This is a genomic window from Acinetobacter sp. IK31, assembly GCF_035615195.1.
In the GTDB taxonomy this organism is placed as follows: Bacteria; Pseudomonadota; Gammaproteobacteria; order Pseudomonadales; family Moraxellaceae; genus Acinetobacter; species Acinetobacter calcoaceticus_C.
Genome location: NZ_JANBOB010000002.1, coordinates 460,205 through 480,767, shown reverse-complemented (window position 1 = coordinate 480,767; position 20,563 = coordinate 460,205). Strand labels below are relative to the sequence as shown.

The following is a 20,563-nucleotide window of genomic DNA, read 5'->3' as shown; positions in this document are numbered from 1 at the left end:
TATAAAAAATGGGAAGCTTTCTTATGAATAGAAAACTTGCCATTTCTTGAGTTAAAAAGTCTTTTTAATACCAAATACTACAGTGGCTGAGCATTTGTCTCCGAAAGCCATGATTTGTGTACATTCAGAGTTCGTTAAGTCTGTATCGACGTAAGTTAAGGTATAGTCAATTCCGTTATATTTTTTCCCTAATTCAACTTTACGCGTACTGTAATTATGTCGGATATCCCCATCTTCATTGATCAATTGCATGCCTAAATCGTTATAACCATAACGCATATCGAGCCATACATTTTTTGGGAAATTATATTTATAGCCAATATAACGGTATTGAGCATCTGAATATTTCCCCCAATCATAGTAATAATTAAAGAAAGCTCCATATGCATTCGCGCTAATAAACCATTCTGTGACATTACCATCAGCCCAATTTGGTAAGACTGTCTGGCCGATAGATGAATACACATAAACTTTTTCAGTAAAAGGATGAAAATAACCAACGGTATAGGCGATTTCATATTTTGCTGGTGTAACGGTTACATCATAGTTTGAAACCTGTGCAGAAATATCCCAGCCCGATTTGTGGGCAAGTGATACAAGACCTTGCACGACTGGTTTACCATCACTCAAATCAAAACCTGAGCGACGATATTCAGACATTGCTGTGGCAGTAAAATTTAAATTCAAATCTTTATTAATTTCAACTGCTTGAACTAAGGTTGAGTTTGCAATACAGCTTAAAACAACAAATGGTAGAATTTTCTTTGACATGATTTTTTCCTTAAATATCATGAAATTAGACTGAGTTAATCCAGCTCACGATGAAAAAATCGCAAGATTTCTAACTGATTTAATTACGAGTGGGTTTTATTTATCGCCTAATCCTTGACGACTAACTGTTTCAAGAGTGCGGTTCGTTGTGAGTGGACCAAAGAAAATAACGGGAAGAGCAAATAGAATATAAATCGCTGCGGCTGTAAACATAACGCCTTGAATTCCAGCCGTTGTAAAGAGCCATGCGCCTAACACACCAGAGACAGCACCGCCAAAGCGACCTAATGAAATAATGATTCCACTTCCAAGTGCTCGTAGCTTAGTGGGTATGGTTTCTGGAATATAAGTGTAGTATCCATTAATCACCATGCCTGTGAGAATTGAAGTAAGACCGCCCGCAGCGATTAATATCCAACTAGTCGTAGAGATCCCTAATGCGATAAGAGGTAATGCAGCTAATGCAGACATTGCTAAAATCATTGATTTACGTTCAAAACGATCTAATACAATCATAGCAATGAAAGGAGTTACGCAATAAATGACGTTCCACATAAAGAAAATATAATAGGCTTTATCTTCACTGTATTTCAGTCCGTAGACTAAAGAGTAAATGCCCCAGTTCCCGAATAGGTAATATGCTAAAGTTGAGCCAAAATAACCTATGCCAACAATCGCAATTGTGAATAATACTGCTTTATTTTTTAATAGTTCTGAAAATGTTGCTTCTTGAGAGTTTTCTATAACAATGACTTCAGGCGTTTTCAATATTTGATTACTTGAAATAGCTTTTTGCTCAAGTTTGAAAACTAAGTCTTCTGCTTGTTTATATTTGTTTTTAGAAATATACCATCGAATAGATTCAGGCAACCCAAAACGAATGATAGGCGCAATTAATAAACCCACGCTACCTACATAAAATAGGTGACGCCAAGCATCCTTGCCACTATTCGGTAAATAAAATAGTGCCAATGCAGCTGCTGCTACACCTGAGATAACAAAACCAAAAGTAACTATTGATAAAAAACGACCACGTGTATGGCTTGGAAACATTTCTGCGATATAGACTAAAAGTACAGATGTAGCCGCTTGGACTCCAATTCCTGTGATAACTCTTGAGACTAACATCATTTCATAGTTTGTAGAAAGCGCAGTAAAGAGAGAGCCTACAGAATAAAGGAGAGTCGCCCAGAAAATAACTGATCTACGTCCAAATTTATCTGAGAGTCTACCTCCTAGGAGTGCCCCGATAATCATCCCTACAAAAAACATGCTGGAAATAGTTCCAATTTGTTCGGTACTATAATTTGTATGCGATTTAATAATCGGTGCGGCATACGCAAAAATTGCGTTGTCGTAGTATTCCAACATTAGATTTACGGCAAGTAACGCTGCCCAAAAATAATGTACTTTCATTACTGGTAGCCGATCCATACGCGCGATTAAGTCAGCGGATGAGCTTAAATTGATAGAAGGTTCAGAATTGCCCATATATTTAACTTCCTGTTAAATTTTTATTTTTTTAAGACCAAATTAAAATTTGAGTACAGCTAAACCTTTTTGCATATTATTAATATGCAAAAAGATAGCTTTGAATATTTGGTCTTTCCTTAAAAAATTAGCTTTGTAGTTGAGTGTTATTTTGCCCCACATCCTACAACGGCAATAACACGGATTTCGATTTTAAACTCAGGGCGGGCTAGCTGAGAAACGCCTACACCTGTCCATGCAGGATAGTTATCTGGTAAATATTTATCTTTTACAGAGATAAACTCAGCTATTTCTCCGCGTTGGTCGGTATGGAATGTCATAATTTCAACAATGTCTGCCATGGTAGCGCCAGCGGCTTCGAGTACTTCTTTAACATTTTCGAAAGCTTGTTGAGCTTGTTCTTCCATGGTGGTGCCAATCACACCTGTTTCAACGTTTGCTCCCACACAGCCAGATACCCAAACCATATCCCCAACACGTGTTGCTGACGAAAAGTGCAGTTCATCGTAGTAACGTTGTTTACGAACACCCGGATTGATGAGTTGTTTTTCCATAATAATGTCGTCCTTTATTTCTAATTATGCAATTTGCTGAAAAATTGGCGAACGGAATAAATCTCCATCATTGAGTTTGGCCATTTCTTCTCTAAAGAGTGCGCCATTACGTGCATAACGTTCATTTGTTTCAGGTAAACAACGGAATCTTGCGTCATCGCCAAAGAAACGGAATACAAAAGTATGGCGAGTTGGGAAGTCTTCATCTACTCCAGCTCCACCATGAAGAGAGTGTGGATGAAGGAAAAGAACATCACCCGGCTCAACTGCCCAAGATAAAACATCCCATGAGTTAGGATCTTGCTCTAGGTCTTTATCGATGTGGGGTAATCGAGGCAAAGTTCCATCATCGTAAACCGGATCAGTTGGGTCATCTGCATTACTAAAACTTGCGCCGTCGTATTGAATACCATTACGCGAACCACGAATAATTTCTAGAGAGTTTTTCTTTGGAACAGATTGGAAAGAAATCCATGCATTGCCCCAATGTTTTCCAGTAAATGGCATAACAGAGCTATCTTGATGCCATGGTCCACGACCACTTTTTCCACCTTCTTTAGCGAATACTTCTTCTGCGTAATACCATACATGCTCTGACCCCCATAATTCCTGAAAGATTTTGCCAAAAGGGAGAGACTTAACAAGTGCGTCTAATTTCTCTTTAGCCATAGGGTTTGCATTATCAATATGTGTTTGTAATTTAGTTCCTTCTAAAGCACGAAAATTAAATGGACCTGGATTTGCTACATTCCATTTAAAAGCTTCATAACATGCTTCTAACTGTTCCTTTGTAAGACAGTTCTTAAAAAGAAATGCGCCGTCATTTCGAAATGCTTCAATTTGTTCTGGTGTTGGCTTAAGTTCCATAAAATTTTCCTTTAATATCCATGTTCACACAAAAGATTGTAATTAATAACTATAAAAGAATTAACTTATTGAAAAATAATTAAAATCTTTGGAAATTTTCATTTATAGGAAATTAAGATTTTACTTTTTCCAATGCGACGCTAACTCTCTTAATCCTTAGCTTCTTCTGAGCTTAACTAATTTTTTATAATGAATAAAATGAATTAAATAAATAATTAAACATGCACACAAGTTATTTTTAATGTTGTTTTTTTGCCTATATTTTTACCCAAAACCGCCTATTTCAAATCATGAAATACTTTTGAGATGATCACTCCTCAGAAGATGCGAATAGGAAAATGGAATCAAGAATTTAAAAGGTAGGGAATCAATATGCCAAGTTATATATCGCCACTTCGTGACATCAATTTTGTTTTTAAGGATTTATTGGATTTTGAAAAGCTCTATGCAAAATACCCTGAATCTAAAGATAAAATGACCTCAGAAATCGTAGAGCAATATTTAGAAGTTGCCTCAGATTTCTGTGAAAATGAATTGCTTCCCTTGAACGCTATTGGTGATCAGCAAGGCTGTAAAGTTCAAGATGGAGTTGTCACTACACCAGATGGCTTTAAAGAAGCTTACCAAAAATATGTAGAACTTGGATTTCCATCCTTAACAGGTAATGAAGAATATGGAGGACAGGGGGTTCCATCTTTATTATGGATCGCTATTTCTGAAATTTTAACTTCAACCAACTGGGCATGGGGAATGTATCCCGGCTTATCACATGGTGCGATGTCTACAATTGAAAGCCATGGTACAGACGAGCAAAAAGAAAAATATCTTCCTAATCTAATCTCTGGCATTTGGACTGGTACGATGTGTTTAACAGAGTCACATGCTGGTTCCGATTTAGGTTTAATCCGCACTAAGGCAGTTCCTAATTCAGATGGTAGCTATAGTATTACTGGAGAGAAAATTTTTATTTCAGCTGGAGAACATGACTTATCCGAAAATATTATCCATATTGTTTTAGCTCGCTTACCTGATGCTCCATTAGGTACCAAAGGAATATCCTTATTCATTGTGCCTAAATTTAATTTAGATACAGATGGAAATATTGCTGAACGAAATGGCGTGGTTTGTAGTGCTTTAGAGCATAAAATGGGTATCCATGGTAATGCGACATGTGTACTAAATTTCGATAATGCCAAAGGGTTTTTAATTGGACCAGAAAACCGTGGTCTGAATTGTATGTTTACTTTCATGAATGCAGCACGGATAGGTACCGCTATACAAGGCTTAGCTGCTTCAGAAACTGCTTATCAAGGGGCACTCACATATGCCAAAGAGCGGTTAGCAATGCGCTCTATCTCTGGCATTAAGAATCCAGATTTACCGGCCGACCCAATTATTGTGCATGCACCAGTGCGGAATATGCTACTCACGCAAAAAGTATTTGCAGAGGGTTCACGAGCATTAGCATATTATCTATCTACATATGTAGACATTGCTGATCTTTCTAGTGATGAGTTAGAACAAAAAAATGCTGAAGATAAATTAGCGTTACTTACTCCCATCGCAAAAGCATTTATGACTGAATTAGGCGTCGAATCTGCAAAACATGGTATGCAGGTTTTTGGTGGTCATGGCTACATTTCTGAACACGGAATGGAACAAATCGCACGAGATGTTCGTATTTCTACACTCTATGAAGGTACTACTGAAATTCAAGCAGTTGATTTGCTAGTTCGTAAAATAATAGGTTCAAAAGGAAGTTTACTTCTGCTATTAACAGACGAAATTAAAAACTTTTTAAACATAAATCAAGGAAATGAAGTTACACAGCCTATGCTTTCAAAGTTAGATCAAGTCGTAAATCAATGGATTGATTTAACCGAAGATTTAAAAAACAAAGTCAACAATAATCTGGATGAAGTTGGAGCAGCGGCTGTTGATTATCTCTACTTTTCTGGTTATGCGGTTTTTGCTTATCTGTGGGCTAAAATGGCGGTAATTGCTCAAGAAAAAATTGAACAAGGCACCAAAGATGAATTTTATTTCGCAAAAGTTTCTACGGCACAATTTTATTTTGAACGTATTTTACCGAGAACCTTAATGCATGCAGCTTTGATTCAGGCAAACTCTGAGTCATTGTATCGTCTTAGTCCTGAATTGTTTAAGTTCGATTAAGCCAAATGTTTAAAAGGGCTGTCGGTAAAAGCTTTATCGATAGCCAAACCTAAAGTAGATATTTTAATTTCTGAAGCTTTCTATAGAGTAGAGACAAAATAATATATGAAGAGAATCAACTTCTTTGCTCTTTAACTATTAATCTTTACTTAAGATTTTCCTTAATTGTGTAATTAAATGAAAAACAATAATTAATTAAATATTTTCTAGCCAATTTCACATTGACACCTTAAATATTGGAGATTACCATTTGCCTGCTGGCCTACATTGCCAGACGGTTTTAGCAGACCGTATACGACCGCATCAGGATTATTTCTTCTGAGGAATAGTTTTGTGCGTAAGCTCCTCGTTCCCTCCCGTAGCGGTAGGACGGGAGAGGGACACCCTCGGGTGTGCTGGTTGTCGTACCAGTCTGCTAACCCTCTTTCGTTCTGCCACCATAATTTTAAATGTCTGGCAGAACTCCATATATAAAGGAGTTGGCTTTGCGCATTCATCATTTCTTGGCAGACATTGCCAAAATTCACTATAACGACACAACTTAAACTTTTGACAAAGGTTTGATCGCCGTTAGGCTTTTCAGGCTTTCATTCATTTCGACTAAAAACTTAATCAACAATAAAACTTGAGATGTGCTGGGCACAGTCTTATGGCTTTGCTATGCCTTTTTTTCTCTCTAAAAAAGGCAGCAGTTTTTATATCTCATTTATATACAACAAGAATTTATTTTAGAACGGTAAAACTATGCCACATTCAGATCTTCCATTTCGTGCTTTAAGCGTACTTCATTCAGCAAGATATTTATTTAACAAATACGGCTTTCATAATATCGGCGTAGACCGAATTGTTGAGGCTGCAAAAATCCCGAAAGCTACCTTTTATAACTATTTTCACTCAAAAGAACGTCTCATTGAAATGAGCATAACTTTTCAGAAAGACGGCCTTAAACATGAGGTCATTTCAATTATCCAGATTCAAAAAGAATTAACACTAATTGAAAAACTCCGCAAAATTTATTACTTACACACCGATTTAGATGGGCTTTACCATTTGCCGTTTAAAGCTATATTTGAAATTGCGAAAACCCATCCAAAGGCTTATCAGGTCGTAATTGATTATCGAAATTGGCTGATTAATGAAATCTATAAACTGCTTTTAACAACCAATGAAGAAGCCTCAAAACAAGATGCGCACATGTTTTTATTTGTGATTGATGGCGCGATGGTTCAGCTTTTAGATCCGAACAAACCAGATGAAAGGAAGAGGTTGCTTGAGTATTTTTTATTACAGTTGGTGTGAGTATTTGAACTGTTATTGAAAAGCTTAAGCGCCGTGTTAAGCTGGTTGTACATAAAAATTAAATTTCTAATAATTAGTTAATATTGGAGTGTTTATGAGCCAAAAAATACTTAACCGATTTGAACAACTTCTAAATGATGGAGTTGAACTAAGTTCGTTAATGCATACAGTTCCAGCAAGTAATACGAATATAGAATATGAAAGTTTAGGAAAAGAAGGAGACTCGATATATATAGAATGGAAAATCAAAATCAAGCATCTTTTAAAATTAATTTGTGGAATTAATTCAATACATTATGAAGCTTTTTTAAGTGCTGAAAAATATCAGTTTTATGATACAAATGCTCTTGTTTTAAACAGATTATTACCTGTAATAAAAGCAACATATGACGATTTATATAATGGTTTTTTAATAACATTCAAACAGATAGTACAAGCTGAAGTTTTTGATAGCGAGCTTGAACAGGCTAAATCACTTTTAGAGAACGGCTATAAAAATGCTGCAGCCGTAATTGCTGGAGTAGTTTTAGAAACGGCAATTAAGGAATTATGCTTAAACAATAACATAGATACAGAACGTAAAAAGTTAACTCAGTTAAATGATGATTTGGCAAAGGACAGTGTCTACAACAAACTACAGCAAAAGCAAATTACAGCTTTAGCTGATATCAGAAATAATGCTGCTCATGGAAATTATGATCAGTTTACTAGAGAAGACGTGGAAAGAATGATAAGTGATATAGAAAGGTTCTTATTAAATTACGCTTCATAAGAGTAGATCGATAGGGTTATGTGGATTTAAAAAACTTAGAGAGTCACATAAGCTTGTTGAGATGCAAATTTATTATCTTGCATCTAGTAAGTAGATACCAAGCTAAGAATTCACCGTAGTAAAGAATTAAGTGCCGTAGCAACAACACAGAGTAGCCAGAGCCTTATATATGGTAACTTTCTAAATATCCTATTTAACATAATATACATTATACGAACAATTATATAATTCCTTATTATGTGTTTAGTTCTATCAAGCTTTAGCTACATTTTCTTCTTGCTGTTGCCTTACCATCACAGTTGTACGATAAAAAATATTGCTGCCATTGATGACAACGTCACTGGAATAAAGATTTCTTTATTCAGATAATATTTATAAAACTCAAATAAATGTTGATGATCTTCATGAAATTTAACTATCTGCATACATGACACCATTTGCTCAACTCCATGATCAAATTTCTGTGACTCTAGAATTAAACGAATATTCATTGTGCTTTTGTCTCCAGCACGTGCATCTACTTTGAGTAATTTTCCTTTAGATGTTGTATTTGAATACTACTTATCAGTCCTTTTCTCTAGCCCATATTTCTACCTGATATAGTTTTATTTTGAAAAAAATATACACATTTATATTCCAAGAAGAATTTTAAGAAGCCTTAGAAAGCTAAAATTAGCTTTTGCACCTTAATATATTTAAAATGTGTAATAATTTTTAAATTATGTCTATGTAGTGATCACTTTTGAAAAATAATTTAATTTCCACTTTGTAATTAAAAGGTGTAATTAATCACATTTTAAATAAAATTAGCATCTTACTTCTCTATAATTTATTTTAAATACAAATACTAAAATTATGAAAAATAAATTACATATTTATTAAATATTTAACCATATATCATTTTATTCTTTTATAAAAGTGAAATTCTTAAATTTATATAAATATCAATCATTTAGTTTGATATTGATGGTTTTTGTAGCATTATAATTATTATATTTATTAATAATATTGTAAGAATTTTAACCATTACCTTATTTAAGGTAGTTAATGTGATTTATATCACATGGAAATTAATAATTTTTATTGGTTTAAAGTTAATGATTGTTTTTAAATTAAAAATATTGTATCAAATATATATAAACTATTTTATAAATAGGCATATAAAATGAAAAATAATATTTTTAAACTTCTTATTCTGATGGTGCTTTCTACTTCCCCACTATTTTGTTATGCAAATAACACAATAATGATAAGAGGAAATATTGTTGAAGATACATGTTCAACAGAACGTAGCGAGATAGAATGTGTTGAGGTAAATAATTTAAATATTAAACTTGATAGTGAATATTTAAACAAAAATAGTCTTTCTAACTTAGCTCAACATACTGAGAAAATGGACACTAGCATTGAAAGCATAGGTTCTAACCACAAAGTCGTGGTTATCAACTATCATTAACTTATTAGGCATAGCACTTAAGGCTATTCCTATAATAAGCTTCATTAAAGAGTGATTTGTCGAACTCATCGCATATTTTGATGAAAAATAGATAAATCACTCTTTTTCTATAAAAAGTGACTATTTGTATGTTTTTTCTGTATACATATTCATAATTTATTCTATATAATTGTATTCTAAGAATTTAAGCTTATTTTTCACATAAATTGTTCAATTCTTTTCTCTTTACATAGTGTTCTTATGTAACTTGCTTTTTTCCGTAATGTCTCTTTTTTATAAAATAAAAAAACTTTTATAAACAGCTATATAAGCTATTTCTTCTCGTTCTATATACCAAATACAAAGTGTGATTCAATTAAAATTATGAAAAAATAATGTGATCTGGTTTGCATTTTGTTTGAGAAGTGTTAAGATCGCCGCATTACTTTTCAAGATGTCAAACACTGGAAAAGTAAGGAAATAAACTTTTATCCAGACTTTTGAGAAAACACTATGAAAAAACTTGCTTTGATCGCTGCTCTTTCGGTTGTAGGGATTGCGAATGCTCAAGCTGCTGATGGTACAATTACAATTAATGGTTTAGTTACAGACAAAACTTGTGACATCGTTACCCCAGCTGGTAAAGACTTCACAGTTACTCTTCCAACTGTTTCTAAACAAACTTTAGCTGTTGCTGGGGATGTTGCTGGTCGTACTCCTTTCCAAATCAACTTAGCGAATTGTTCTGAAGGTAAAGTAGCTACTTACTTCGAACCAGGTGCAACTGTTGACTTTAATACTGGTCGTTTACTTAACCAAGACGCTACTGGTGCTAAAAACGTTAACGTTCAACTTTTAGGTAACAACAACAACTTCATCCCAGTACTTGCTGCGGGTGCAAATGGTGCTCAAGCTAACTCTCAATGGGTTGACGTAGCTGAAGGCGCAAGTGCTGACCTTAACTACTATGCTGAATACTATGCAACTGGCGCTTCTACTGCTGGTAAAGTAACTACTTCTGTTCAATACACAATTATCTATCAATAATTAATTGATAGCGGGGTTTCTATGTTCGCATGGAAGCCCTGTTTTGTGTAACACCTTCCCGAATCTTTCTTGGTTGAGAACTCGAAAAATGAAATTGAACAGTTATAATTTTTTGTTAGGTTTGGCATTTGCTTCAGCGGTTGTCGCACCTGCTACTCAAGCAGAAATTGTAATTCATGGCACTCGTGTAATTTATCCGTCGGATGCTAGAGAAGTTACGCTACAAGTTAGCAATAACGGTTCAAAGCCAGCACTTGTCCAAGCTTGGATTGACGAAGGTGATCCAAAAAGTACACCAGACCAATCAAAAGTTCCTTTTATGATTGCACCTCCAATTTCTCGTGTTGAAGCTACAAAAAGTCAGACACTTCGTATTACTGCTTTGCCAAATGCTTCTCAATTAAATCAGAAGCAAGAAACGGTTTTGTGGTTGAATATTTTAGATATTCCACCTAGACCTACTTCAAAAAGTGAAGATACGACACCTGATAATTTCCTGCAACTTGCAATTCGTTCACGCATTAAATTCTTCTATCGTCCATCATCGATTAAAGAAGATGCGAATTTAGCATCAGATAAGCTTCAATGGATTAAATCTGGTCAAAGTTTAACGGTAAAAAATCCTACCCCTTTTCATATCACGTTGACTTCTGTTTACCAAAAGGCAGGTGATAAAAAAGTTGATTTATTACCTCAAGGGCTAATGATTAAGCCTTTTTCTGAAGCGTCAGTTCAGCTTAAGAATGGCAATCTTCAAGATATGAGTTTTATTAATGTCAATGACTACGGTGGTCGAGTCGAACACCCAATAAAACTTTAGTAATCAGATTTATCTTTTTAATAAATTTAAGCACCTATATGTGTAGGCGGACTTAGCTATGCCAAAAAAAAGGCAAGAATCTTATAAATTATTAAAACGCCATATTTGTTACTACTTGGCTTCTGGTGTTGTCACAATGACAATGCCTGTATTCGTGCATGCGGAAGAAACAGCTACGAGTGCTCCCGTAGAGGCTGAATTCGATTCTGCTTTTTTAATTGGGGATGCACAAAAAGTCGATATTTCTCGTTTTAAATACGGCAATCCTGTTCTACCAGGTGAATATAATGTTGACCTATATGTAAATGGCCAATGGTTTGGCAAACGTCGTATGTTTTTTAAAGCATTAGAATCAAATAAAAATGCTGTAACCTGCTTTACGGGAAATACTCTTGCTGAATATGGTGTTAAACAAGAGATTTTAGCGCAACACGCTCCTGTTCAAAAAGAAAATAGTAGTTGTTATAAAATTGAAGAGTGGGTTGAAAATGCATTTTATGAGTTTGACACATCTCGTTTACGTGTAGATATTTCGATTCCGCAAGTTGCTTTACAAAAAAATGCGCAAGGCTATGTCGACCCAAGTATATGGGATCGAGGCATTAATGCTGGTTTTCTATCTTATAGTGGTAGTGCCTATAAAACATTTAGTCAGTCTGGTGACCAAAGCGAAACAACAAACGCATTTATGGGCGTTACAGCTGGACTAAATGTAGCAGGTTGGCAATTACGTCATAATGGCCAATGGCAATGGCAAGATACCCCGGCTGAAAATCAATCTAAATCTGATTATCAAGAAACAAGTACATATTTACAAAGAACCTTTCCTAAATACCGCGGTGTTTTAACGCTAGGTGATAGTTTTACAAACGGCGAAGTATTTGACTCTATTGGTTATCGTGGTATTGATTTCTCAAGTGATGATCGAATGTTACCAAATAGTATGTTGGGCTATGCCCCTCGTATTCGTGGTAATGCAAAAACCAATGCAAAAGTTGAAGTTCGTCAACAAGGCCAACTTATCTATCAAACAACTGTTGCGCCAGGTAACTTTGAAATTAACGACCTTTACCCTACTGGTTTTGGTGGCGAGATTGAAGTCTCTATTATTGAAGCAAATGGCCAAATACAAAAATTCTCGGTTCCGTATGCTTCAGTTGTACAAATGTTGCGTCCGGGTGTAAACCGTTACTCTTTAACTGTGGGGCAGTTCCGCGATCAAGACATTGATATTAATCCTTGGGTTGTTCAGGGTAAATATCAGCAAGGGATTAACAACTATCTAACAGGTTATACAGGCATCCAAGCAACGGAAAACTATGCCGCTGTGTTATTAGGTGCTGCTTTTGCTACACCAATTGGTGCTGTTGCGTTAGATGTTACCCACTCTGAAGCCGACTTTAAAAAGCAGTCATCACAATCTGGGCAAAGTTTCCGTTTAAGTTATAGTAAATTAATTACTCCGACCAATACAAACTTAACCCTTGCTGCATATCGTTACTCAACAGAAAACTTCTATAAATTACGTGATGCTTTGCTTATTCGTGATTTAGAAGAAAAAGGCGTAAATACCTATGCTGCTGCGGGTCATCAGCGCAGTGAATTCCAAATTACTTTAAACCAAGGGCTACCTGAAGGTTGGGGTAATTTCTATGTAGTTGGCTCATGGGTTGACTACTGGAACCGTAGCGAAAGTACTAAACAGTACCAAATTGGTTATAGCAATAACTACCATGGTTTAACCTATGGTTTATCTGCAATTAATCGTAAGATTGAGTACGGTTCAAATGATACGTCGCATGATACTGAATATTTAATGACGCTTTCATTCCCAATTAATTTCAAGAAGAACTCAGTCAACGTCAACGTTACTGCTTCTGAAGATAGCCGTACTGTTGGCGCAAGCGGAATGGTGGGTGATCGCTTTAGTTATGGTGCTTCTGTCTCGCATCAGGACTATGCAAATCCATCATTTAACGCAAATGGTCGTTATCGTACTAACTATGCAACTGTTGGCGGCTCTTATAGTATTGCTGATTCTTACCAACAAGCAATGGTTAGCTTAAGTGGTAGTATGGTTGCACATTCAGAAGGCATTTTATTTGGACCTGAACAAGGCCAAACGATGGTGCTTGTGCATGCACCTGATGCAGCTGGAGCTAAAGTTAATAATACCGTTGGTTTAAGTGTGAATAAGGCAGGTTATGCGGTTATTCCGTATGTGACTCCGTACCGTCTTAATGACATTACTCTTGATCCACAAGAGATGTCGAGCCAAGTAGAACTTGAAGAAACGAGTCAACGTATTGCACCTTTTGCTGGTGCAATTGCTAAAGTTGATTTTGCAACTAAAACTGGTTATGCAGTTTACATTAATAGTAAAACTGCTGAAGGCAACAGTTTACCGTTTGCAGCTCAAGTCTTTAATCAGAAAGATGAAGCTGTGGGTATTGTTGCGCAAGGTAGTATGATTTACTTACGTACTCCTCTTGCTCAAGATCGTCTTTATGTGAAATGGGGCGACGAAAGTAATGAACGTTGTTCGGTTGAGTACAACATCAGTAATCAGTTGCAAAATAAGCAACAAAGCATGGTAATGACTGAGGCTGTCTGCAAATGAAAAGGATATTATTAACAGGTTTCTTATTTACTGCTGGTCTTGGTGTGTATGGCGAAGCTAATGCTGCATGCCGCATCTATAACTATGTAGCAAATGATGTTCGGATGGCCGTAGGACGTGTTGTTGTACGCCCTAGTGATCAAGTCGGTGCAATTTTAAGAAAGGCAACTTTCCCTATCGATCGTACTTCTACAGAAGCACGTTCTTGTGATAGCAGAGACACAGTAATTGCTGCATTAACCCAAGGGTACCCTTTAAGCTCTTTGGGCAATAGCATCTATACGACTAATATTCCGGGGATTGGTATTCGTTTATACCGTGAAGCTGAGAATAATGCCAATTTCTCGGGTTATTACCCGTATGAACGTGGTGGAATCTCAGGTACCCGTTATTTGGGGGCTGGTTATTTTGTAGTGGAAATCATTAAGATTGCTCCACAAACAGGTTCTGGAACGTTAGTACCAGGTAGATATAGTAGCTATTATGTCCGTGGCTTTCCTAATCAACCTTTCTTAACAAGTACTGTTGATGCTAATGCAATTACCATTGCATCATCTTCATGTGAAATCCAAGGTAACATCAACAAAGTTGTACAGCTTCCTACAGTTACAAAGGCTGGATTCAAAGGCATTGGTTCTACTCAAGGCGAACAAACCTTTGATATGAACATTTTATGTAATGGTGGTATTAACCCTACTGGCTATGAAGAGAAAAACCTGATTAGTTTAACTTACGACTTTACCCAAGATGGTACTAACAGTCAGGTACTTGCAAATACTGCTCCGACATCTGAAAAAGCAAACGGCGTAGGTGTACAGTTACTCTGGAATTATCAAAATAAGAATCAGGTCATTAAAAAAGGTGACAAATTAGCCTTAGGTACATTGTCTTCTAACCAGACACTTCAATATAACGTACCGATGACTGCCCGCTATTATCAAACAGCAGCAAATGTTACGCCTGGTAAAGTTCGTGCAATGGCTACTGTAACTATTGAATATGATTAATCATATTCAATAGTTTATAAAACTAATAATTTCAAACATTTAAAATTAATAATAAATTCTACTTTATCAATACTTTCTAAAAATTTAATACTTAACTCGATAGGAATATTTTATGAAAAAAATAGGTATAGTTGCTGTTAGTGCAATTACATTATGTTGGGCAAGGTATGAGGTATCTACTGATAATACCAATACAGTAACGCATAATGAGTCAAGCCAAAAAGTCGCATCTAAAAGCATTTCATCAACTGCAAAGAATCAGAAAGTAGCACCTCAAATGCTTTTGGCTCAAACTACCTCCCTTAATTCTTCAGCCCCAGTCTGCAAATATAATTTTGATGTAACTCAAGAAGATTATGATCTATGGAATGGCGAACATACTGACTATTGGCCAATTAAAATATTCCCATTGATAATTGGCCAAAAATTTAGTCTTAAAGTAGAGCCTATGCCAGAAAATGAATATGGTACTGTAGAGTATATAGCTAGGAGTAAAGCTAGTCTTAATTCTACTAATGACATTGGTGATTTAATAATACCTCACACAGGTGTTATTGCATTTGAAATGGAGCTTAAGATTCCAAACTCAGCTCTTGGGAACTCATCACTTGGAAATTCTGCTTATTACTCCTCTGGCATTGGATTTAATGGTGTAACAAATAATGGCTATACAGTTAGATCCAATTTTGGGTTTGATATGGGGACTTATGATCCAGATTTTGGTGAGAATCCTGCTAGATTAAGCTATTCTGTAGCTTACCGACTTAGTGATGAGACTGGCCCTGACAGTCGATATTCTAAAGGTCAAAACATGACAAATAATGCAAATGGATACCAAAGATTAGGTATTTATATTAATCAGAACACTAAGCAAGTTGGCTTTATTATAAATGGTGTTGATCAAGGATATAAATCTACTTTGCCTGCTCCACTTGAGAATATACGCTTTTTTGTTTCAAGTGATATATCAATATATGCTGAACAATTATTTGGACAAGAGTTGTCTAATGAACTCATTACTGACCGTAATGCACTACAGTTTAACTACCCTCAGGGCACAACTGACATGTGTGGTAATTCCATCTAAGATATAAAGCTATAAAATAAAAAAAGGCTGAATCACAGCCCTTTTTCTTTTTTAAAAATGAATGACAGTACGAATTGATTTACCTTCATGCATTAAATCAAAAGCTGTATTAATGTCTTGTAGAGGCATGGTGTGAGTGACAAAAGGTTCAAGTTGAATCTCACCTTTCATCGCATCTTCAACCATTTTTGGAAGTTGTGAACGGCCTTTTACCCCACCAAAAGCAGTTCCTAACCATTTACGACCTGTAACTAGCTGGAATGGACGAGTCGAAATTTCTTGACCGGCACCAGCAACACCAATAATGACCGATTGTCCCCAACCACGATGCGCACACTCTAGAGCCGAGCGCATAACATTGACATTACCAATACATTCAAATGAGTGATCAACGCCCCAGCCTGTCATTTCTACAATCACTTGCTGAATAGGTTTATCGTAATCTTTAGGGTTTAAGGAATCTGTAGCACCAAACTGCTTGGCAAGTTCAAATTTATCTGGGTTTGTGTCGACCACAATAATTTGCCCAGCTTTCGCTTGACGTGCACCTTGTACAACAGCCAAACCAATACCGCCTAGGCCAAATACTGCAACAGAGTCACCTTCTTGTACTTTTGCTGTATTATGCACGGCGCCAATACCTGTAGTTACACCACAACCTAGTAAGCAAACTTGCTCGTGATTCGCTTCAGGATTGATTTTTGCTAAAGATACTTCTGCAACTACCGTATATTCACTAAAGGTTGAACATCCCATGTAGTGGTAAATCGGTTCGCCATTATATGAAAAACGTGTGGTGCCATCTGGCATTACACCTTTACCTTGAGTTGCACGTACTGCAACACACAAGTTAGTTTTTCCAGATTTACAGAATAAGCATTCTTTACATTCAGCTGTATAAAGTGGAATAACGTGATCACCTGGTTGAACGCTTGTTACGCCCTCACCGACTTCAACCACAACACCTGCACCTTCATGACCTAAAATTGCCGGGAAAACACCTTCTGGATCATCACCAGATAATGTAAAAGCATCGGTATGACATACCCCTGTATGGGTAATTTTTATTAAAACTTCACCCGCTTGAGGTGGCGCAACATCAACTTCAACAATTTCTAAAGGTTTTCCTGGGGCAAAGGCGACAGCTGCACGAGATTTCATCTTTGGGTTTCCTTTAAATCATTCGGTATTTATAGTCGAGCAAAATAGATTATGTAACAGTAATACAAGAGCTTAATTTGCTTAAATTAAAATTGGCTTTTATGACAAGCTATCACAGCATAGCCAGTCGGATACGTCTAAGCAAGCCCATGTTTCAAAAAGAAGGAAACCTCTTGCTTGAAGAGGTTTCTTATCAAATCACTTATCTTATAAACGGCTTATATTTACTTATAGGTAAATATCTGGTGGATATGGTGTGTTATCACTAATTGGAGAATAAAGCGTATTTTCTACAAAAAAGCCATTTGGGGCTTGAGTAGTATCGATGGTAATTGAATCAAACATGACTTGAGGGTATGCCCAGATAAATTGCTTCATTAAACCCAAAGAAACATTATTTTTCATGTCACCAAAAATTCGTTGCCAGATGGGTGTTCGATAAGGTTTTGTTTTATCAAATCCATAAATATAGGCAATAGATGCATCAGGAACGAATCCGGATAAATAAACGACTTTATTTGCAGGATAGCCCAAACCTTGTATAGGTATTTGGGAAACTGCCTGATGTGCTAAGTCTAAGCGAGCTTCTAATAGCCAGTCATAGGCTTCCGTCATCATGTAATCAAAATTAGGATATGAATAGTGCGTGCTTGGATAGTTAATATAAGTTGCTAGTGTCTGAATTGGAGATTGAATAGAAGGAAAGAAAATGAGTGGGCTAACTTTTGCACTGGAGTATTTGGCTTTGATAACGGTGCGAATGTTTTGACAGGTTTGCCCTAATTTATTTCTAAGCCATGTTTTAAACTCATCATACGGCGTTCCTGTTTTACTCATTGCCTCATAAATTGTGCCTAAATCTGGCGCATATAAACCTGTGTCTGCATTAAAGGCCAGTTTTGTTGGATAGTCATACACACAAGGTAAATTTGTGCCAGTGTTATACCACCACCACGGCTCACCAATCTGCATATTTACAGCACATCCTCCTACAACCATTGCATCTGCAAACTCAATAAAGACTTTATGTAGGTAGGCCAATGCATTTTGGTCACTTAAACTAAAAAAATAGCTCGGTGGTTGGTAGCCTGTTTTACCTAAATTACTATTCCAGTCACGCTGTGCCCAAAACTCGTTGGCGCCCAAGGAATACATTTCAAAACTTACCCCAAAGATGGGTTGCATACTGGCGTTATGTAAAGCCTGAGCATATTTCTCATGCCATTTACGTGTACATGAGTTAACAACTGTCTCACCCGTCACCAATGTATCTGGTATTTGCCATTTATTAATATCACTTTTCCATTTCATTTCAGGGTAATGCGACATTCCACAATAGTGGTTAACCAAACCTTGATATCCCAAAGCAGCCATATTGTTGACTAAGCGCTGCGGGTTTAAATCGTAATGGTCGTCATAGCTGGTACAGATGCCATAGCTATGCTGAGGCACAACAACACGACTCAGATTTAACTTTGCATTTGTTCCGGTAACAACCGAGTTGGTTAGGCGAATGTAGCCATCTTCAGGCTGGCTTAAAGGTGTGGCTGATTGGCTATTATAATGGCTAGTGAAACCGGAAAATGAGATCCGCTGAATATTGGTGACTGGGAAGCTATCTGTAGCAGAAAAGCCGGCTTTTACTGTATCCCAGTTAATATGAATATGCGCTGTACGAGATGAAGGATTATTTGCGTATCTAAATAAGACAACATAGGCAATTTTATCTACACCATTTTCATTATAGTATACCGTTAAAGTTGGCGTTAAACTTGGATTGTTCAGCACTGGCATCGTGGCAGATAACTCAATATCGAAGTCCCAAACTACCCCTGCATAGCTATATTTGGTTTGATAAGCTAAAAATTTATGGTCTTTAGTGTCATAAGAATCCCACGTAATTCCTACCAAATCATTTGCCATCCGCGCTCTAAAAGATGCTTCAAAACCATTTCCATAATTAGTAATAGCAAAAGACATCGTTTGTGGACCGTCTATTCTCCAATAGATAGGACTAAACCGATCAATAAGTGTATTTTGAGTGATGGGATGTAGTGATGAATTAGAATTATTTTGTATATTTTGTGGGTTAGTTATCATGTCGTCATTCTCTTAATGTATTAAGAGGTTTTATATTAAATAATAATTCTTATTTTATTGTTCAGATAAGTAACAATGAGGTTTAAATTATTTACAGTTAATATTTTTATAAAGCTCAAAATAAAGTTAAACAATAAATTTAATATTATCCTAAAATATTTTTTGCACTGAGGAGATAATAAATGACAAATTTTATTCAGCCTATAAATTTTAAGGCATTGTTTGTATTTACTCCTCTTGTGTTTGCACTAACAGGTTGTAGTGAAGTTTTACATACCCAAAGAACTATACCAATAAAGATATCTTCAGAAAGTATCGCTTATCCAGAAGTTGATACAGCTTTAGGGGAAAAGTTACAGCCTAATGAGGAAGTGTTAGCCCAGAACATAGCTCAAGTCATTGAAAAGTCAATTCGTGAACAATATACGGCGGGAAATGCTTTACGTGATGCCCATCCTAAAGCACATGGGTGTGTTCGAGCTGAATTTCATGTCTCAAAAAATATACCGACTCAGTTTGCTAAAGGGGTATTTATCCCCGACCAAAGTTATCAAGCATGGATTCGTTTTTCCAATGCTTCAAATGATGCCACTAGTGCTGACATTGAGAAAGACGCACGTGGCATAGCGATAAAACTTTTAGGTGTATCTGGAGAGAAAATTTTAGAAAGTGAAAAGCAAGCAACCACCCAAGATTTTATTATGATTAATCACCCAGTCTTTTTTGCGAATGATGCTAAACGATACCTTTCTTTTATGAATGATGTGAATAGCCATAATATGATTAGAAAACTTCATATTCCGTTTGCCTTAGGCTTTAAAGGAACAATGAATGCACTTGGAGCACGTAACTCACAAATTGCAAATCCGCTCCATGCACGTTACTGGTCTATGGTTCCCTATCAGTTGGGGGTTGGTAATGATCGACAAGCAGTTAAATATTCAGTACGTGCTTGCTCAGTGACAGCAAACAATCTACCTAAAAATCCGAGTCATGATTTTTTAAGAGAAGCTTTAAAGAATACTTTGCAAAATACTGATGCATGTATGGAGTTCCTTATTCAGCCGCGGACCTCAAATAAAATGCTAGTAGAAGACTCGATGACAGAATGGGATGAGAAAGCGGCCCCTTTTTATCAAGTAGCGACTATTCATATTCCAAAGCAGGACTTTGACACACCTGAGCAAAATAAGTTCTGTGAAAATCTATCTTTTACGCCATGGCATGCCTTACCCGAACATAAGCCATTGGGGGCAGTAAACAGAATGCGTAAAATCATTTATGAAAATATAAGTAGAGTTCGACACGATATGAATTCAGCGCCTAAACAAGAAACTTGAAAGTGATCTTGTCTTAC

General features: G+C 36.3%; 16 protein-coding genes. 10 read left to right on the top strand and 6 right to left on the bottom strand.

From position 1 onward, the window contains the following. Window positions 1-51: 51 nt before the first annotated feature. The 4 genes from MSG66_RS03110 to MSG66_RS03095 form a co-directional block, all read right to left on the bottom strand. Window positions 52-771 (bottom strand): TorF family putative porin, encoded by a 720-nt coding sequence (locus tag MSG66_RS03110; protein WP_324652170.1) that lies wholly within the window; start codon window positions 769-771, stop codon window positions 52-54. 96 nt (window positions 772-867) lie between these two features. Then, window positions 868-2,262 carry an MFS transporter gene (locus MSG66_RS03105; protein WP_324652168.1) on the bottom strand — a complete coding sequence of 465 codons (1,395 nt, stop codon included), beginning with the start codon at window positions 2,260-2,262 and terminating at the stop codon, window positions 868-870. 146 nt (window positions 2,263-2,408) lie between these two features. Beyond that, window positions 2,409-2,816: a RidA family protein gene (locus MSG66_RS03100; RefSeq protein ID WP_324652166.1), complete on the bottom strand. Its 408-nt coding sequence runs from the start codon at window positions 2,814-2,816 to the stop codon at window positions 2,409-2,411. A 24-nt stretch (window positions 2,817-2,840) separates the two neighbouring features. Continuing rightward, window positions 2,841-3,683 carry a phytanoyl-CoA dioxygenase family protein gene (locus tag MSG66_RS03095; RefSeq protein WP_324652163.1) on the bottom strand — a complete coding sequence of 281 codons (843 nt, stop codon included), beginning with the start codon at window positions 3,681-3,683 and terminating at the stop codon, window positions 2,841-2,843. A 372-nt stretch (window positions 3,684-4,055) separates the two neighbouring features. On the opposite strand from MSG66_RS03095, the gene MSG66_RS03090 reads away from it, so the two are divergent. The 9 genes from MSG66_RS03090 (at window position 4,056) to MSG66_RS03050 (ending at window position 15,945) form a co-directional block, all read left to right on the top strand. After that, complete coding sequence (locus tag MSG66_RS03090) at window positions 4,056-5,858, top strand: acyl-CoA dehydrogenase C-terminal domain-containing protein (protein WP_324652161.1); 1,803 nt, start codon at window positions 4,056-4,058, stop codon at window positions 5,856-5,858. 744 nt (window positions 5,859-6,602) lie between these two features. Next, window positions 6,603-7,157, top strand: coding sequence for a TetR/AcrR family transcriptional regulator (locus tag MSG66_RS03085; protein ID WP_324652159.1), 555 nt, complete (start codon window positions 6,603-6,605; stop codon window positions 7,155-7,157). A 94-nt stretch (window positions 7,158-7,251) separates the two neighbouring features. Further along, window positions 7,252-7,929, top strand: coding sequence for a HEPN domain-containing protein (locus tag MSG66_RS03080; RefSeq protein WP_324652157.1), 678 nt, complete (start codon window positions 7,252-7,254; stop codon window positions 7,927-7,929). 1,165 nt (window positions 7,930-9,094) lie between these two features. Further along, on the top strand, window positions 9,095-9,385 hold the full coding sequence (locus tag MSG66_RS03075; protein ID WP_202742056.1) for a hypothetical protein: 291 nt from the start codon (window positions 9,095-9,097) through the stop codon (window positions 9,383-9,385). A gap of 492 nt (window positions 9,386-9,877) precedes the next feature. Next, complete coding sequence (locus MSG66_RS03070; protein WP_324652154.1) at window positions 9,878-10,411, top strand: fimbrial protein; 534 nt, start codon at window positions 9,878-9,880, stop codon at window positions 10,409-10,411. Between the two features lie 88 nt (window positions 10,412-10,499). Continuing rightward, window positions 10,500-11,231: a molecular chaperone gene (locus tag MSG66_RS03065; RefSeq protein WP_145988275.1), complete on the top strand. Its 732-nt coding sequence runs from the start codon at window positions 10,500-10,502 to the stop codon at window positions 11,229-11,231. Between the two features lie 58 nt (window positions 11,232-11,289). Continuing rightward, window positions 11,290-13,851, top strand: a complete 2,562-nt coding sequence (locus MSG66_RS03060; protein ID WP_324652151.1) for a fimbria/pilus outer membrane usher protein — start codon at window positions 11,290-11,292, stop codon at window positions 13,849-13,851. Next, window positions 13,848-14,858 (top strand): fimbrial protein, encoded by a 1,011-nt coding sequence (locus tag MSG66_RS03055; RefSeq protein ID WP_324652149.1) that lies wholly within the window; start codon window positions 13,848-13,850, stop codon window positions 14,856-14,858. Before MSG66_RS03060 ends, MSG66_RS03055 begins: the two co-directional genes overlap by 4 nt. A gap of 112 nt (window positions 14,859-14,970) precedes the next feature. Continuing rightward, window positions 14,971-15,945 carry a DUF4882 family protein gene (locus MSG66_RS03050; protein ID WP_324652147.1) on the top strand — a complete coding sequence of 325 codons (975 nt, stop codon included), beginning with the start codon at window positions 14,971-14,973 and terminating at the stop codon, window positions 15,943-15,945. Between the two features lie 51 nt (window positions 15,946-15,996). Here the strand turns inward: MSG66_RS03050 and MSG66_RS03045 are convergent, their stop codons facing one another. Next, window positions 15,997-17,106 (bottom strand): S-(hydroxymethyl)glutathione dehydrogenase/class III alcohol dehydrogenase, encoded by a 1,110-nt coding sequence (locus MSG66_RS03045; RefSeq protein ID WP_324652145.1) that lies wholly within the window; start codon window positions 17,104-17,106, stop codon window positions 15,997-15,999. A 228-nt stretch (window positions 17,107-17,334) separates the two neighbouring features. Beyond that, complete coding sequence (locus MSG66_RS03040) at window positions 17,335-19,206, bottom strand: phage capsid protein (protein ID WP_324652143.1); 1,872 nt, start codon at window positions 19,204-19,206, stop codon at window positions 17,335-17,337. A 182-nt stretch (window positions 19,207-19,388) separates the two neighbouring features. Between MSG66_RS03040 and MSG66_RS03035 the strand changes: the two genes are divergently transcribed. Continuing rightward, window positions 19,389-20,546: a catalase family protein gene (locus MSG66_RS03035; RefSeq protein WP_324652141.1), complete on the top strand. Its 1,158-nt coding sequence runs from the start codon at window positions 19,389-19,391 to the stop codon at window positions 20,544-20,546. Window positions 20,547-20,563: the final 17 nt, after the last annotated feature.

Bases quoted from the DNA above. Each gene is read 5' to 3' on its own strand.
- MSG66_RS03110 (WP_324652170.1), bottom strand. From the start codon at position 771: ATGTCAAAGAAAATTCTACCATTTGTTGTTTTAAGCTGTATTGCAAAC.
- MSG66_RS03105 (WP_324652168.1), bottom strand. From the start codon at position 2,262: ATGGGCAATTCTGAACCTTCTATCAATTTAAGCTCATCCGCTGACTTA.
- MSG66_RS03100 (WP_324652166.1), bottom strand. From the start codon at position 2,816: ATGGAAAAACAACTCATCAATCCGGGTGTTCGTAAACAACGTTACTAC.
- MSG66_RS03095 (WP_324652163.1), bottom strand. From the start codon at position 3,683: ATGGAACTTAAGCCAACACCAGAACAAATTGAAGCATTTCGAAATGAC.
- MSG66_RS03090 (WP_324652161.1), top strand. From the start codon at position 4,056: ATGCCAAGTTATATATCGCCACTTCGTGACATCAATTTTGTTTTTAAG.
- MSG66_RS03085 (WP_324652159.1), top strand. From the start codon at position 6,603: ATGCCACATTCAGATCTTCCATTTCGTGCTTTAAGCGTACTTCATTCA.
- MSG66_RS03080 (WP_324652157.1), top strand. From the start codon at position 7,252: ATGAGCCAAAAAATACTTAACCGATTTGAACAACTTCTAAATGATGGA.
- MSG66_RS03075 (WP_202742056.1), top strand. From the start codon at position 9,095: ATGAAAAATAATATTTTTAAACTTCTTATTCTGATGGTGCTTTCTACT.
- MSG66_RS03070 (WP_324652154.1), top strand. From the start codon at position 9,878: ATGAAAAAACTTGCTTTGATCGCTGCTCTTTCGGTTGTAGGGATTGCG.
- MSG66_RS03065 (WP_145988275.1), top strand. From the start codon at position 10,500: ATGAAATTGAACAGTTATAATTTTTTGTTAGGTTTGGCATTTGCTTCA.
- MSG66_RS03060 (WP_324652151.1), top strand. From the start codon at position 11,290: ATGCCAAAAAAAAGGCAAGAATCTTATAAATTATTAAAACGCCATATT.
- MSG66_RS03055 (WP_324652149.1), top strand. From the start codon at position 13,848: ATGAAAAGGATATTATTAACAGGTTTCTTATTTACTGCTGGTCTTGGT.
- MSG66_RS03050 (WP_324652147.1), top strand. From the start codon at position 14,971: ATGAAAAAAATAGGTATAGTTGCTGTTAGTGCAATTACATTATGTTGG.
- MSG66_RS03045 (WP_324652145.1), bottom strand. From the start codon at position 17,106: ATGAAATCTCGTGCAGCTGTCGCCTTTGCCCCAGGAAAACCTTTAGAA.
- MSG66_RS03040 (WP_324652143.1), bottom strand. From the start codon at position 19,206: ATGATAACTAACCCACAAAATATACAAAATAATTCTAATTCATCACTA.
- MSG66_RS03035 (WP_324652141.1), top strand. From the start codon at position 19,389: ATGACAAATTTTATTCAGCCTATAAATTTTAAGGCATTGTTTGTATTT.